Source organism: Micromonospora sp. CPCC 206171 (assembly GCF_036906755.1).
GTDB lineage: Bacteria > Actinomycetota > Actinomycetes > Mycobacteriales > Micromonosporaceae > Micromonospora > Micromonospora purpureochromogenes.
Genome location: NZ_JBAKHT010000007.1, coordinates 172,740 through 187,341, shown reverse-complemented (window position 1 = coordinate 187,341; position 14,602 = coordinate 172,740). Strand labels below are relative to the sequence as shown.

13 protein-coding genes are annotated in these 14,602 nt (G+C 74.7%); 7 read left to right on the top strand and 6 right to left on the bottom strand.

Annotation, left to right across the window (positions count from 1 at the left end; translation table 11 throughout):
* Positions 1-78: 78 nt before the first annotated feature.
* On the bottom strand, positions 79-822 hold the full coding sequence (locus V6U89_RS11675) for a metallophosphoesterase family protein (RefSeq protein ID WP_334570895.1): 744 nt from the start codon (positions 820-822) through the stop codon (positions 79-81).
* Between the two features lie 101 nt (positions 823-923).
* On the opposite strand from V6U89_RS11675, the gene V6U89_RS11670 reads away from it, so the two are divergent.
* Entirely contained in the window at positions 924-1,178 is a 255-nt protein-coding gene (locus tag V6U89_RS11670; protein ID WP_334570894.1) for a hypothetical protein, read from the top strand.
* A 57-nt stretch (positions 1,179-1,235) separates the two neighbouring features.
* Here the strand turns inward: V6U89_RS11670 and V6U89_RS11665 are convergent, their stop codons facing one another.
* Positions 1,236-1,913, bottom strand: a complete 678-nt coding sequence (locus V6U89_RS11665) for a Crp/Fnr family transcriptional regulator (RefSeq protein WP_067306583.1) — start codon at positions 1,911-1,913, stop codon at positions 1,236-1,238.
* Between the two features lie 222 nt (positions 1,914-2,135).
* On the opposite strand from V6U89_RS11665, the gene V6U89_RS11660 reads away from it, so the two are divergent.
* From V6U89_RS11660 to V6U89_RS11635, 6 genes are read left to right on the top strand one after another with little or no spacing between them, the layout of a single operon-like run.
* Positions 2,136-2,798, top strand: a complete 663-nt coding sequence (locus V6U89_RS11660; protein WP_334570892.1) for an adenosylcobinamide amidohydrolase — start codon at positions 2,136-2,138, stop codon at positions 2,796-2,798.
* 56 nt (positions 2,799-2,854) lie between these two features.
* Positions 2,855-4,006, top strand: coding sequence for a CapA family protein (locus tag V6U89_RS11655; protein WP_334570891.1), 1,152 nt, complete (start codon positions 2,855-2,857; stop codon positions 4,004-4,006).
* Between the two features lie 51 nt (positions 4,007-4,057).
* Entirely contained in the window at positions 4,058-4,837 is a 780-nt protein-coding gene (gene nth, locus V6U89_RS11650; protein ID WP_334570890.1) for an endonuclease III, read from the top strand.
* A complete protein-coding gene (locus V6U89_RS11645) occupies positions 4,834-5,586 on the top strand; it encodes a TlpA family protein disulfide reductase (RefSeq protein WP_334570889.1) in 753 nt (250 codons plus the stop codon). Before nth ends, V6U89_RS11645 begins: the two co-directional genes overlap by 4 nt.
* A complete protein-coding gene (locus V6U89_RS11640; RefSeq protein WP_334570888.1) occupies positions 5,583-6,278 on the top strand; it encodes an NUDIX hydrolase in 696 nt (231 codons plus the stop codon). Before V6U89_RS11645 ends, V6U89_RS11640 begins: the two co-directional genes overlap by 4 nt.
* 58 nt (positions 6,279-6,336) lie before the next feature.
* Positions 6,337-7,515 carry a MarP family serine protease gene (locus V6U89_RS11635; RefSeq protein ID WP_088959917.1) on the top strand — a complete coding sequence of 393 codons (1,179 nt, stop codon included), beginning with the start codon at positions 6,337-6,339 and terminating at the stop codon, positions 7,513-7,515.
* 20 nt (positions 7,516-7,535) lie between these two features.
* On the opposite strand, the gene V6U89_RS11630 is transcribed toward V6U89_RS11635, so the two are convergent.
* The 4 genes from V6U89_RS11630 to eccCa form a co-directional block, all read right to left on the bottom strand.
* Entirely contained in the window at positions 7,536-8,258 is a 723-nt protein-coding gene (locus V6U89_RS11630) for a phosphatase PAP2 family protein (RefSeq protein WP_334570886.1), read from the bottom strand.
* A gap of 30 nt (positions 8,259-8,288) precedes the next feature.
* Complete coding sequence (locus V6U89_RS11625) at positions 8,289-9,089, bottom strand: phosphatase PAP2 family protein (protein ID WP_334570884.1); 801 nt, start codon at positions 9,087-9,089, stop codon at positions 8,289-8,291.
* 42 nt (positions 9,090-9,131) lie between these two features.
* Complete coding sequence (gene mycP, locus V6U89_RS11620; RefSeq protein WP_334570882.1) at positions 9,132-10,493, bottom strand: type VII secretion-associated serine protease mycosin; 1,362 nt, start codon at positions 10,491-10,493, stop codon at positions 9,132-9,134.
* A 75-nt stretch (positions 10,494-10,568) separates the two neighbouring features.
* Positions 10,569-14,522, bottom strand: coding sequence for a type VII secretion protein EccCa (eccCa, locus tag V6U89_RS11615; protein ID WP_334570881.1), 3,954 nt, complete (start codon positions 14,520-14,522; stop codon positions 10,569-10,571).
* Between the last annotated feature and the right edge of the window lie 80 nt (positions 14,523-14,602).

The following is a 14,602-nucleotide window of genomic DNA, read 5'->3' as shown; positions in this document are numbered from 1 at the left end:
TGCCGGATACCGCAGTTCCGCCGACGTGGAGTTGAGCAGGAGCCGGAGGCCGGCCGGTCGGAGGCGTCGTGCCGGAGGTCAGCGGCCGTCGCGCGGGCCGAAGGCGGCGAGCGCGTCCAGGTCGCTGTGCCGCGAGCGCAGGTACTCGTCGGCCCAGTCGGCGGCGTCCGGGAAGCCCGACTCCGCCACCACCCGGGCGCAGGCCGCCTCGACGTCGAAGGCCGTACGCCGCAGCTGCACCCCCGGGCCGAGCAGCGCCCAGTACGCCCCCGGCCCGCCGTACGGCATGCCCACGCTGCCCGGGTTGACCACCAGCCGCCGGTCGACCAGCCGGGTGAACGGCATGTGGGTGTGCCCGCAGACGACGGCGCGCACCTCGGCGGGGACCCCGGCGAACACCTCCGCCCAGCGGGCCGGCCGGGAGTCGACCAGTACCACCTCCTCGTCGTCGCGCGGGGTGGCGTGGCAGAAGAGCGTCGGGCCGAGGCCGTCGACCGGCAGGGTCACGGTCAGCGGCAGCGCGGCGAGCAGGGCGAGGTGGTCGTCGCTGAGCTGGCCGGCGGCCCAGTTCGACACGTCGATCGGCGAGGGGCGGCCGGCGCGCGCCTCGACCAGCTCGCGGTCGGCGTTTCCGCGTACCCAGCGGACCCGGTCGCCGAGCGAGACGAGCAGGTCCAGCACCTCGACCGGCTGCGGTCCGGCGGCGATGTCACCGGTGAGCACGATCAGGTCGGCGGCGGCCACGTCCGGCTCGGCCAGTACGGCCTCCAGCGCGGGCAGCGCACCATGGACGTCGGAGAGGACGGCGACACGTTCACGCATCGCCCCAGCCTGGCCCCGACCCGCGCCGGAGTCCAGGAATTCTGCGCCGGGCAGACCGCGCCGGATCGCCGACACCGCCCACCTTGGTGCCGGCGTCTACCGTGACCCTGGGATCGCCGGTCAGGAGCGGGCGGGAGGCGGTGGGTGGGCAGTCGGAACGAGCGGCGCAGGCGGCGCAGCCGACCGTCCTCACGATCGGTCTGCTGGCCACCGCGATCTACCTCGCCTACCTGCGGTGGACCTGGCACCGCTGGCGCAACGAGGCCGAGCGGTGGCGACACCGCCGGCCCGTGCCCAGGCTCGGCAGGCGGCAGCACCTATGGCGGACGGAGCAGCGCGACGCTTCGTTGCCCTGACGCCGAAGGCTCGGCCCGGACCGCGTGGGCGGGCCGGGCCGAGCGTGGATCTCAGGGTCAGACCCGCGCGCGGCGGGCCAGCCGCTCCGGGTCCAGGATGATGATGCTCTTGCCGTCCAGCCGGAGCCAGCCCCGCGAGGCGAAGTCGGCCAGCGCCTTGTTGACCGTTTCCCGGGAGGCGCCGACGAGCTGGGCGATCTCCTCCTGGGTGAGGTCGTGGGTCACCCGCAGCACGCCGCCGTCGCGGGTGCCGAAGCGGCCGGCCATCTGGAGCAGGTTCTTGGCGACCCGGCCCGGCACGTCGGTGAAGATCAGGTCGGCCAGCGAGTCGTTGGTCCGGCGGAGCCGGCGGGCCAGCACCCGCAACAGCTGCTCGGCGATCTCGGGCCGGTTGTTCAGCCAGGGCCGCAGCGCCTGCTTGCGCAGCCGCACCAGCCGGGTGTCGGTGACCGCGGTGGCCGTGGCCGTACGCGGACCGGGGTCGAAGAGCGACAGCTCACCGACCATGTCCGACGGGCCCATCACGGCGATCAGGTTCTGCCGGCCGTCGGCTGCCCGACGCCCGACCTTGATCTTGCCTGACAGGAGGATGTAGAGACTGTCGCCGGGCTCGCCCTCGTTGAACACGATCTCGCCCTTGCGGACGTCGATCGTCTCCATCTCCTTGGCGAGCGCCTCGGCAGCCTCCGGGTCGACACCCTGGAAGATCCCGCTGCGGGCCAGTACCTCGTCCATCGCGCACCTCCGGTTGCGCGTCGCCGTCCGTCGGCCGGGTCCGCCGTCCGCTTATCCCTCGCGCGCCGACAAGTCTAGGCGCACGTGAGCACGAATCAGAGGTGCACCCCTGGAATCTTGATCCTTGGACGTAACCTTCCCGCCCTGATCAGGGGCTACGATCGCGCGGCCATGACCGGGTAGTGACCGGGCGTCGCCGTCGATGGCCGTAGGGTGACGGACGTGCTGAGCGATCCCACCCTGACCAGCCGTCCGGAGGATGGCCGGGACATCCCGCTGCTGGTGTGGCGCGCCGGGGCGCCCCTGCGGGCGGCCAGCTCCGGCCCGCTCGGCGGCGGGATCGGTGTCCGGAACTGGGTGGTGAACGCGACCGTGCCGATGTCGTACCGCCGGGACGACCCGGCCGCCCACCTGGCCGCGCTGGCCACCGGCCTCGGCCTGGCCGGACCGGGGGTCGGCCTGCTCACCGGGGTCGACGTAGGCGAGGTGGTGGCCCGGGCCGACACCGGCGTGCGGGCCTGGGCGACGGTCGGGCTGGGCACGCCGGTCTGGGCCGCCGCGGCGGCCCCGGCGGCGCCGGCCCAGCGGGTGGGCACGGTCAACATCGTCGTGTACGTCCCGGCGGCGCTCGGCGACGCCGCCCTGGTCAACGCCGTCGCCACGGCGACCGAGGCGAAGGCCCAGGCGATCTGGGAGCTCGGCCTGCCCGCCACCGGTACGCCCACCGACGCGGTCACCGTCCTCTGCCCGGCCGACGGCCCCGCCGAGCCCTACGGCGGCCCCCGGTCCACCTGGGGTGCCCCGCTGGCCCGGGCCGTGCACGCCGCCGTCCGGGACGGCGGGTCGGTGCCCTGTGTGCCCTGGTCCGACCGGGGGGCGGGATGAACTTCGGTCCGAAAGGCCATCGTCGTGCCGTTACCTACCCGGTAGGGTCGCCAGCGATGTTCGCTCCCGCGCCTCCCAGGACCCGCCGCCGTGCCGCGCTCGCCGTCGGCGCGGTCCTCGCCGTGCTGCTCACAGCCGGCTGCGACGCGTCGGACACCACGCCGGTCTGGCAACGCGGGGGCGGCGGGGGTGCCACCGGCGCACCGGTCCCGTCCGGCGGCGCCGCGGCGCCGGCCGACGAAGCCGTCTCGCTCTCGGCGACCGGCGACATCATCATGGGCAACGCCCCCTCCCGGCTCCCCGCCAACGGCGGGAAGGGCTTCTTCGACGAGATCTCCGACGCGCTCGCCGCCGACCTGGTGATGGGCAACCTGGAGGAGCCGCTGACCGAGGACACCGGCACCGGCAAGTGCGGGGCCAACTCCACCGCCTGCTTCCAGTTCCGGGCCCCGTCCAGCTACGCCGTCCACCTCAAGGACGCCGGCTTCGAGCTGCTCAACCAGGCCAACAACCACGGCTACGACTACGGCCCGCAGGGGTACGCGAACACCCAGAAGGCGCTGGAGAAGCAGGGCCTGAAGCACACCGGCGCGCCGGACCAGATCACCGTGGTCGAGGTCAAGGGCGTCAAGATCGCGGTGGCCGGCTTCTCGTCGTACCCCTGGTCGAACAGCCTGACCGACATCGACGCGGCGACGGCGGTCATCGAGAAGGCCGCCACCATGGCCGACCTCGTGGTGGTGCAGGTGCACATGGGTGCCGAGGGGGCCGACCGGACCAAGGTCAAGCCGGGCACCGAGCTGTTCTACGGCGAGAACCGGGGCGACCCGGTGAAGTTCTCCCACGCCATGATCGACGCCGGGGCGGACCTGATCGTCGGGCACGGCCCGCACGTGCTGCGCGGCATGGAGTTCTACCAGGGCCGGCTGATCGCCTACAGCCTGGGCAACTTCGCCGGCGGCGGCCGGTCGCTCAACCCGAGCGGGCGGCTCGGCTGGGGCGGGGTGCTCAAGGTGTCGCTCAAGCCGGACGGCAGCTTCGCCGGCGGCTCCTTCACCTCCACCCGGATGAACTCCGTCGGCAAGCCGACCATGGACTCCGCCGACCAGGGCCTCGGCCTGGTCAAGCAGCTCAGCCGGGCCGACTTTCCGCGTACCGGGGCCCGGTTCGACGCCGAGGGCAGGATCAGCGCGCCGCAGGCCGGCTGAGCCGGGCGTGGGCCCGGCGGGTGGTCGTCCCGGCGACGTAGGCTGGCCGGCGTGACCATCAGCTCCACCGAGACGGACCTCGGCCGGACCCGGCGCGCCCGGCGGATCGGCCGGGCGCTGACCGAGGCGCACCCCGACGCGCACTGTGAACTCGACCACTCCAACGCGTTGGAGCTGGCCGTCGCCACCATCCTTTCCGCGCAGTGCACCGACAAGAAGGTCAACGAGGTCACCCCGAAGCTCTTCGTCCGCTACCCGACGGCGGCCGACTACGCCGGGGCCGACCGGGCGGAGCTGGAGGAGCTGATCCGGCCGACCGGCTTCTACCGCAACAAGACCGACTCACTGATCAAGCTGGGCCAGGCCCTGGTCGAACGGTACGACGGCAGGGTCCCCGGCAAGCTGGCCGACCTGGTGACGCTGCCCGGGATCGGCCGCAAGACCGCCAACGTCATCCTCGGCAACGCCTTCGACGTCCCGGGGATCACCGTCGACACCCACTTCCAGCGGCTGGTGCAGCGCTGGAGGCTCACCGCGCAGACCGACCCGGTGAAGATCGAGCACGAGATCAGCGCGCTCTTCCCCAAGCGCGAGTGGACCATGCTCTCGCACCGGATCATCTTCCACGGCCGGCGGGTCTGCCATGCCCGCAAGCCGGCCTGCGGGGCCTGCACGCTGGCGAAGCTCTGCCCGTCGTACGGGACCGGGCCGACCGAGCCGGCCGCCGCCGCGAAGCTGCTCAAGGGCCCCCGGGCCCGGGACCTCGCGGCCGCCGCCCGGGTCGACCCGGAGCTGGTGCCGCAGCAGGCCGTCGCCGCGGAGGTGCCGTGAACCGGCGGCTGGCTGCCCTGCTCGTCCCCGCGCTGCTGGCCGTAGCCGGCTGCACCGCCACCGGTCAGGGCAGCGCCGCCACCCCGACCGCCCGGGCCGAACGCCCGTCGCCGTTCGCCGACTGCGCGACGCTGACCCGCCCCCCGGCCGCGACCGCTGCCGCCACGCCCTCCGGTGCCGCCACGACCGGTACCGCGACGCCGGGCACCACCACGCCGGGCACCACCACGCCGGGCGCCGCCACGACCGGCACCGCGACGTCGGGCACCGCCACGACCGGTGCCGCGCCGGCCGCCAGCGGAGCCGTCGGGGCGGGCGGTGCCGGGGCGGTGCTGCCGGGCCTGATCCTCTCCTGCTTCACCGGCGGCACCCCGGTGGCGCTGCGGGACGTCCGGGGCCCCGCCGTGGTCAACGTCTGGGCCTCCTGGTGCCCGCCCTGCCGCAAGGAGCTGCCCGCCTTCCAGCGGCTCAGCGAGCGTGCGACCGGCCGGCTCCAGGTGATCGGCGTCAACAGCCGGGACACCCGTACCGCCGCCCAGTCCATCGGGGAGGACTACGGCATCCGCTTCCCGATGCTGTTCGACCAGGGCGAGGCGCTGCAGCGGGAGCTGGGGCGCAACGCCCTCCCGCTGACCCTCCTCGTCGACGCGCAGGGCCGGGTACGCCACACCGACGCCACCGGCGCCCTCGACGACGCCCGGCTCGCCGCGCTGGTCCGGCAGCACCTCGGCGTGGAGGTTTCCGCGTGACCCGCCCGCCGGCCTGGATCGACCCGCTGCTCGGTCGGCTCGGCACCGCCCGGGTGGAGGACTTCACCCGGCTCACCACCCCCGAGGAGGGCGGCCGGGAGAGCGCGGTGCTGGTGCTGCTCGGCGAGGAGCCCGGCGCCGGCCCGGACGTGCTGGTGCTCCAACGGGCCGCGACCCTGCGCAACCACGCCGGCCAGCCGGCCTTCCCCGGCGGCGCGGCCGACCCGGAGGACGCCGACGCCTCCGCGACGGCGCTGCGCGAGGCGAACGAGGAGGTCGGCCTCGACCCGGCCAGCGTGACCGTGCTGGCCGAGCTGCCCAGGCTGTGGATCCCGGTCAGCGACTTCGTGGTGACCCCGGTGCTGGCCTGGTGGCACGCGCCGCACCCGGTGCACCCCCGGGAGCCGGCCGAGGTCGCCCACGTCGCCCGGCTGCCCGTCGCCGAGCTGGTCGACCCGGAGAACCGGATGCGGGTACGCCACCCGAGCGGCTGGATCGGGCCCGCCTTCTCCGTGCGCGGCATGCTGGTCTGGGGCTTCACCGCCGGGGTGCTCGCCACGCTCCTGGAGATGGGGGGCTGGGCCCGCCCCTGGCCGCGCGGCCGGGTGATCGAACTGCCACCCGCCGGGGCCGCCCCGGCACCCTCCGCCGGCACCGACGAGGTCGACGAGATGGCGGGCCCGCTGACCTGACCGTCACGTTCCGCAAGCGCAACGCCCCGGTCGTGCCCGGTGCCCGTACCCTTGACGCGTGTCCGTCGTGGATCTCGTCCTGCTCCTGCTCATGCTCGTGTTCGCGATCAGCGGATACCGCCAGGGCTTCGCCATCGGGGCGCTCTCGCTCTCCGGCTTCTTCCTGGGCGCGCTCCTCGGCCTCCAGGTCGGCCCGATCTTCGCCCGGCAGTTCGTCGACAGCGGCACCCGGGTGCTGATCTCCCTGGTCGCCGTCTTCGGGTTGGCCGTGCTCGGGCAGGCGCTCGCCGGCTGGCTCGGCTCGCACCTGCGCAGGACGATCACCAACGACGTGGCGAAGCGGGCCGACGACATCGGCGGCGCGTTCGTCTCGCTCTTCGCGGTGATGCTGGTGGCCTGGCTGGTCGCCGTTCCGCTGGCCTCCTCCCCGCTGCCCTGGCTGTCCGCCTCGGTCAAGAACAGCGCGCTGCTGACCGTGGTGGACCGGGTGCTGCCCGACCGGGCACAGGAGCTCTCCACCGCCCTGCGCGACACGGTGGACACCGACGGCTTCCCGGACGTCTTCAACGGCCTGGGCCGCACCCAGGCGCGGCAGGTCTCCCCGCCCGATCCGGCCCTGGCCGGCTCCCAGGTGGTTGCGAACAGCCAGCGGTCGGTGGTCAAGGTGCTGGGTTCCGCGCCGAGCTGCGCGCGCCGCATCGAGGGCTCCGGATTCGTGTACGCCGACGACCGGGTGATGACCAACGCGCACGTGGTGGCCGGCACCCGCTCGGTCGCCGTGGAGCTGCGCGGCGAGCGGTACGACGGCGAGGTGGTCGTCTACGACCCGGACCGCGACCTCGCCGTGCTGCACGTGCCCGGGCTGCCCGGCCCGTCCCTGCGCTTCGCCGCCGGGCAGGCCGGCAGCGGCTCGGACGCGATCGTGCTCGGCTTCCCCCTCGACGGCCCGTACGACGCCCGGCCGGCCCGGGTGCGCGACGTCGACCGGATCACCGGGCCGGACATCTACTCCTCGGGGGACGTGACCCGGGAGATCTACACGATCCGGGCGCTGGTCCGCAGCGGCAACTCCGGCGGCCCGCTGGTCTCCTCCAACGGCCTGGTGCTCGGCGTGATCTTCGCGGCGGCGGCGGACGACCCGAACACTGGTTTCGCGGTCACCGCGGCGGAGGCGCGGCCGGTGGCGCTGGAGGGCGCGGAGCGTACCCGTGGGGTGGGCACGGGCGACTGCACCTGAGCCCCGCCGCGCGGCCGGGGTCAGCTCCGGGCACGGGCGGCGGCCACGTCCCCGCCTGACGGGGTGACCCTGGGCAGCCGGGCCCGACCCCAGTTCAGCGTCCGGTCCAGCAGCGCCCGGGCCATGATCGCCACACAGGTACCGCCGTTGACGAAGGACGCCACCACGTCGCTCGGGTGGTGCATGCCCCGGTACATCCGGGTGAGCGCCACCCCGACCGGCACCAGGACCAGCAGGGCGCACCAGGTGACCTTTCCGGCGGTGCTCTTCGCCCGCAGCGCCAGCAGCAGCGCGATGCCGACGTAGAGCGCCACCGCCGCCGAGGTGTGCCCGGACGGGAAGCTGGAGGTGGGCGGCGAGACGTCCATCTGCTCGACGGCCGGGCGACGCCGGTCGATGGCCATCGTGGTCAGCAGGAAGACCAGCGCCTGGGCGCTGACCGCGGCGCACAGGAACAGCGGCTCCCGCCAGCGGTGCAGCACCAGCCGCAGGACCAGCGCCGCCACCGCGGTGACCAGGACGATCACCTGGGTGCTGGCGAGCGTGCTGAACACCAGCGAGACGTCGTTCCAGCCGCCGGTGCGGTCGGCGGCCAGGTCCCGGTTGACCGCGTCCTCCACGGTGAACGGCCAGACCCGGTCCAGCACCCGGGTGACCAGCACCCCGAGCAGGACCATGAAGGTGAGCAGCAGGGCCACCGGCACCAGCACCCGCTTGACGACCTGCACCGCGAAGTCGGACATGGGCCGCCCATTACCCCCGCCGGGCCACAACTACGCGTCGGGCTCGTTCCGGTCGTCGGCCAGCTCCGGTTGCACGCCCTCGGCGGCGGGCCGGGCGGTGGGCCGGCCGGTCCGCTCCCGCCAGGTGATGAACGCGGCGGAGGTCGCCGCCACCACCGCCACGCCGAGCAGCCAGCCGCCCAGCACGTCGCTGGTCCAGTGCACGCCGAGCGCCACCCGACTCAGCCCGGTCACCCCGGCGACCAGCACCGCCGCCACCCAGAGCGCCACCCGCGCCGCCGTCCGGCCCCGGGCGTACGGCAGGAAGACCAGCAGCAGCACGCCGGCGGCCAGGGTGGCGTTCAGCGTGTGCCCGGACGGGAAGGCGAAGCCGGCCGCCCGGGCCACCGGGTCGAGCAGGTCCGGCCGGCTCCGGCCGACCAGCAGTTTCAACAGCGCGCCGAGCAGCCCGCCGACGGTCATCGTGGTGACCACCCAGAGGGCCAGCCGGCGGGCCCGGCGGGTCCACAGCCAGACCACCAGGGCCAGCGCTGCCACCCGCAGTGGCCCCGGGCCGAAGACGGTGGTCCACCCGTTCATCACCCGCACCCAGCCCGGGTGGTCGACGGCGTAGCCGTACAGCGCGTCGGTCACCACCGCGTCCAGGTGGTGCAGCGGCGGCCAGGCGCCCACCACCAGCACGGCCAGCAGCGCGAACGGCACCAGGACCAGGAACGCCGCCGCCGAGGCCAGGGTCAGCCGCAGGCCCAGCGAGTGGTCGCGGTCCAGGCGTCGACCCCGCCAGGAGCGGGCCGACGGAGGTACGGAGGTGCGCTGGCCGGGGTTGCTCATGGCGTCAGCACTTACCCAGCGACGCGGCCGATCAGGCCGGGGTCAGCGGCCCCAGAGGCGGAACCGGCGGATCATCAGCGCGGTGCCGGTCACCAGGGCGACGAGGATGGCCACGCCGGTCCAGAGCCGGCGCGGCGCGGTGTCGTCCTCGGCGCCGGCCGGTTGGGCGGACCAGCGGGTGTGCTGCCGGGGCGCGGTGAAGCCGAGCGGCTCGGAGCCCGTGCCACCGGCCTGGGCGTCGTCGGTCGACCCGGGCGCCGGGCCGAAGCCGACCACGCCGGGGGAGGTCTGGTCGTCGAGCGGGTTGCGGTGCACCAGCGGCACGTCCGCCGTCACCGCGGCCACCGGGTCGACCAGGCCGTAGCCGAAGCGGTCGTCCCGGCCGGTGGGGCCGATGTCCTTCGCGGTGGCCAGCAGCCGGTTGACCACGTCCCCGGCGGACATCTCCGGGAACCGGGCACGCACCAGCGCGGCGGTCGCCGCCACCAGCGGTGCGGCGAAACTGGTGCCCTGTACTCCCCAGTACCCGTCCGGTGGACGGGCCCCGACCAGGCGGGTGGCCGGCGCGGTGAGGGTGGTGGCGTGCCCGGTGATCGAGCCGGACCACAGGTTCTCGCTGCTGCCTTCCAGCCCGGCCACGGCGATCACGCCGGGCTCCCGGGCCGGGTACCAGACCTTGGGGCTGGACGAGGTGGCGAGGTTGCCGGTGCAGGCGACCACGACCACGTCCCGGGCGAAGGCGTAGTCGAGCGCGGCGGCCAGCGCCGGGCTGTCGCCGCTGCCGCCGAGCGACAGGTTGATCACGCGGGCGCCGTTGTCGACCGCCCAGCGCACCCCCTTGGCGACGATCATCGCGTCGTCGTAGCGGTTCTCGTCGTCGAGCACCCGGACCGGCAGGATGCGGGCGCCCGGGGCCAGCCCGGCCACGCCCTTGCGGTCGTCGTTGCGCCCGGCGATCAGGCTGGCCACCGTGGTGCCGTGGCCCACCGGGTCCGGCTCGTCGGCGCCGGCGGGGGTGACCAGGTCGATGCCGGGCAGCACCTGGCCGGCCAGGTCCGGGTGGGCGGCGTCCACACCGGAGTCGATCACCGCGACGGTGACCCCCCGGCCGGTGGAGGCGCTCCACGCGGTGCTGGCCCGCAACTCCTGGAGCTGCCACTGGTCGTCGCGGACCCGGTCGGCCCGGGCCGTGGTCTCCAGCGGGACGAAACCCGGCTCGGCCAGCGGCGCGCCGGCGGCCCACGCGGCGACGGTGACCGGTCGGGACGGTGCGGCCGACGCCGGTGGTGGCACCGCACCGACGACCGTCACGGCGGTCGCCACAACACCGAGCAACGCCCGGCCGGCGAACCGGTGGAGCGCGGTCGGGGAGCCGTGCCGAACCCTGGTCACATCCTCCGCCATTCATCGTCCTTGACACGTGCTGCTCGGCAGATTACCGGTTTTCCCCTCCCCGGCGGGACGTTCCGCCGGACACGCTCACGGTGGGGGCAGATGTGCCAACTGGACCAGGCGTACGCCCTCACGCCGGGTGACCAGCCGGCCCCGTCCGGGCGGCAGCGGCCCGGGACGGACCTGACCGACCAGCGGTCCCTCGTCCGGGCTGCCGCTCATCACCAGCCCGGCGGTGGAGAGTTCGCGCAGCCGCTGCACGATCGGCTCGTACTGGGCCCGGGCCGCGCCGCCGGAACGGCGGACCAGCACCAGGTGCAGCCCGATGTCGCGGGCCTGCGGCAGGTGCTCCTCCAGGCCGCGCAGCGGGTTCGCCGGGCCGCTGGACACCAGGTCGTAGTCGTCGACCAGCACGAACAGTTCCGGCCCGGACCACCAGGACCGCTCCCGCAGCTGCGCCGGGGTCACGTCCCGCCCGGGCAGCCGGGCCTGCATGTAGCCGGCGACCGACTCGACCAGCTCGGCGGTGTGCGCCGCCGCGCTGCCGTACCCGATCACGTGCGGGTCGTCGATCAGGCTGTACAGGCTGCGCCGGTAGTCGACCAGGATGATCCGGGCCTGCTCCGGGGTGAACCGGTCGATGATCGAGGTGGCCAGCGCGCGCAGGAACGAGGACTTGCCGCACTCCGCGTCGCCGAAGACCACGAAGTGCGGCTCGCTGGCGAAGTCCACCGCCACCGGGCGCAGGTCCGCCTCGGCCACGCCGATCGGAAAGGCCAGCCCGGTGGCGGCGGAGGTGTCGAGGTCGGCGTAGGGGAGCACCGGCGGGAGCAGCCGCACCCGCGGGGCGGGCGGACCGGACCAGGCTCCGGCGACCGCCTTCACCAGATCGGCCGGCTCCGTCCCGGCCAGCTGGGGCAGCGCGGTGAGGAAGTGCAGGCTCTGCGCGGTGATGCCCCGGCCGGGTGACTTCTCCGGCACGCTCGCCGCGGCGACCCGCTTCACCGCCGAGTCCGACGGGTCGCCGAGGCGCAGCTCCAGCCGGGAGCCGAACAGGTCCCGGATGGCCGGGCGGAAGTCCATCCAACGGACCGCGCTCGCCACCACGTGCACCCCGTACGACAGGCCGCGGGTGGCCAGGTCGGTGACCAGCGGTTCCAGGTCGTCGTACTCGCCGCGTAGGGTGGCCCAGCCGTCGACCACCAGGAAGACGTCGCCGAACGGGTCGACGGTCGGCTGGCCGGCCCCCGCCAACCCGGACCGACGCTGCCGCCAGGCCGTCATCGACTCGACGCCCAGCTCGGCGAAGCGGCGCTCCCGCTCGGCGAGCAGGGTGGCGATCTCGCCGATGGTCCGGCGCACCACCGTCGGGTCGGACCGCCCCGCCACCTGACCGACGTGCGGCAGGTCGCGCAGCGCGGCGAGCCCGCCACCGCCGAAGTCCAGGCAGTAGACCTGCGCCTCGGCCGGCGTGTGGGTGAGCGCCAGCGCGCAGATCAGCGTGCGGAGCAGGTGCGACTTGCCGCTCTGCGGCCCGCCGACCACCGCCACGTGCCCGGCCGCGCCATCCAGCGCCAACCAGAGCAGGTCGCGGCGCTGCTCGAAGGGCTTGTCCACCACGGCCACCGGCACCTGGAGCGCGCCGTGCAGCTCCGGGTTGGCCACGGTGAGGCCGCGCTGCGGGTCGACGGCCGCCGGCCCGAGCAGCTCGTCCAGCGCGGGCGCGGTGTCGAGCGGGGGCAGCCAGACCTGGTGCGCCGGTGGGCCCTGCCCGGCGAGCCGGCCGACCAGCACGTCGAGCAGGTTCTCCGTCTCCTCCTCGACGGCGGGCGGCGCCGGGGTGGCCGGCTCCGGTACCGGCACCAGGTGGGTGGAGAAGGTGAGCAGCCGGGTGCCGCCGCCCGCGCCGCCGCCGGTCGCCGCGCCCCGCCGGCGGACCGGACCGGAGACGTACGCGGCCTTGAACCGGACCAGCGGGTCGGTACCGGCGCGCAGGTAGCCGTGCCCGGGCGAGCGGGGCAGCTCGTGCGCGTCCGGCACCCCGAGCACCGTCCGGGACTCCAGCGCCGAGAAGGTGCGCAACCCGATCCGGTACGACAGGTGGGTGTCGAGGCCTCGGAGCCGCCCCTCCTCCAGGCGCTGGCTGGCCAGCAGCAGGTGCACCCCGAGCGACCGGCCCAGCCGTCCGATCTGGACGAACAGGTCGATGAAGTCCGGCTTGGCGGAGAGCAGCTCGGAGAACTCGTCGCAGATCAGCAGCAGCGAGGGCAGCGGGGCCAGCGGGGTGCCGGCGGCCCGGGCCCGCTCGTAGTCGCGCAGGCTGGCGAAGTTGCCGGCCCGGCGCAGCAGCTCCTGGCGGCGCATCAGCTCGCCGTTGATGGCGTCCACCATCCGGTCCACCAGCGGCAGCGCGTCGGCGAGGTTGGTGATCACGGCGGCGGTGTGCGGCAGCCGGTCGAAGGAGGCGAAGGTGGCGCCGCCCTTGAAGTCGACCAGTACGAAGTTGAGCTGTTCCGAGCTGTGCGTGGCGGCCAGACCGAGCACCAGGGTGCGCAGCAGCTCCGACTTGCCGGAGCCGGTCGCGCCGATCAGCAGGCCGTGCGGACCCATGCCGTCCTGCGCCGACTCCTTCAGGTCCAGCTCGATCGCGCCGCCGTCGGCACCGACCCCGATCGGCACCCGCAGCCGGTCCCGCCCCGAGCGGGGCGCCCAGCCCTGCTCGGCGGTGAAGCCCTCCGGGTCGCCGATGCCGAGCAGCTCGGGCAGGCCCAGCTCGGCCCCGGGCGCGGTCTCGCCCCCGCGTACGGTGGTGGCCAGCCGCAGCGGCGCGAGCCGGCGGGCCACCGCCTCGGCGTCGGCGACCTCCAGCCGGTCGGCGGTGCCCACCTCGGCGTGGCCCTCGGCCGACCGGGAGTGCAGCCGGTCGCCGCGCAACTCCAGCAGGAGGGCGAAGCGGTCGAGCAGCCGCGGTGGCGGGGTGTCCAGGTCGATGACGGTGACCGCGTCGATGCCGCCGTCCCCGGCCAGCTCGGTCGCCCCGGTCAGGTCGCCGCCGTCGAGCAGGACCACCACGTGCGGCCCGTCGGTGGCCGGGCCCGCCGGGCTGAACCGGGACCGGCTGGCCAGCACCTCGTCGAGCAGCCGTTCCAGTTCGGCGGCGGAGCTGGTGACCAGCCGGACCGGGCCGAGCGCGTCGGTGCGGCCGGGATGGTGGGCGTGTGGCAGCCACTTGACCCATTCCCAGAGCGCCCGCCGTTCCGGCCCGGCGCAGACCGCGATGAGCAGTTCGTCCGGAGCGTGGAAGACGGCGAGCTGGGTGACCATGGCCCGGGCCAGCGCCTGCGCGCCGGGCGAGCCGGTGCCGCCCCGCGCGTCCCCGGCCTCGCCGCGGACGAAGACCCGGGCGAAGCTGCGCATCGACAGCGCCACCGGCAGGTCCGGCACCACCGAGTACGCGTCGAGGAAGCGCCGCAGCGCCCCCGCGGTCATCGGTTCCAGCTCCTCCAGCGGCCGGGTGACCGGTGGGATCAGGGGCGTGGCCAGGGTCTGCGGGCCGACGGCCACCCGGACCACGGCGAAGTCCGGGTCGCCCGGTCGGCGCTCCCAGACCCGGTGGCTGTCGACGGTCGACCAGAGCCGACCCGGGTCCGGGTGCCGGTAGAAGAGCCCGGCCCGCTGCTGCCCGGCCGTCTGCCGGACCCGGCGGCGCAGCGCGGCCAGGTGCCGCAGGTACTCGCGGCGAGCGGCCATCATCTCCGACTTCTTCGGGGTGCCGGCGGCGCTGCCCCACGAGGTCACCAGCATCGCCACCGAGGAGAGCCCGAACATGCCGCCCACCACGTAGGAGTAGGCGCCGCCGCCCCGGCCGAACATCATCGCCATCGCCACCGTGCCGCCCAGCATGGGCAGCACCATCAGCGCCTGCTGCCAGCGGCCACCGGCCACCGCGGGGATCTCCGGTGGCGCCTCGACGGGCAGCTCACCGACCGGTATCTCCGGTGCCGGACGGCGCGGTGGTCGCTTGATGACGACAGTGGACACTGACCCTCCAAGGTGGCGCTCGGTAACCCGAGCCTGGCTCATGGTAGGTAAAGTCCTGTCGTCCGTCAGCCACCGCTCCC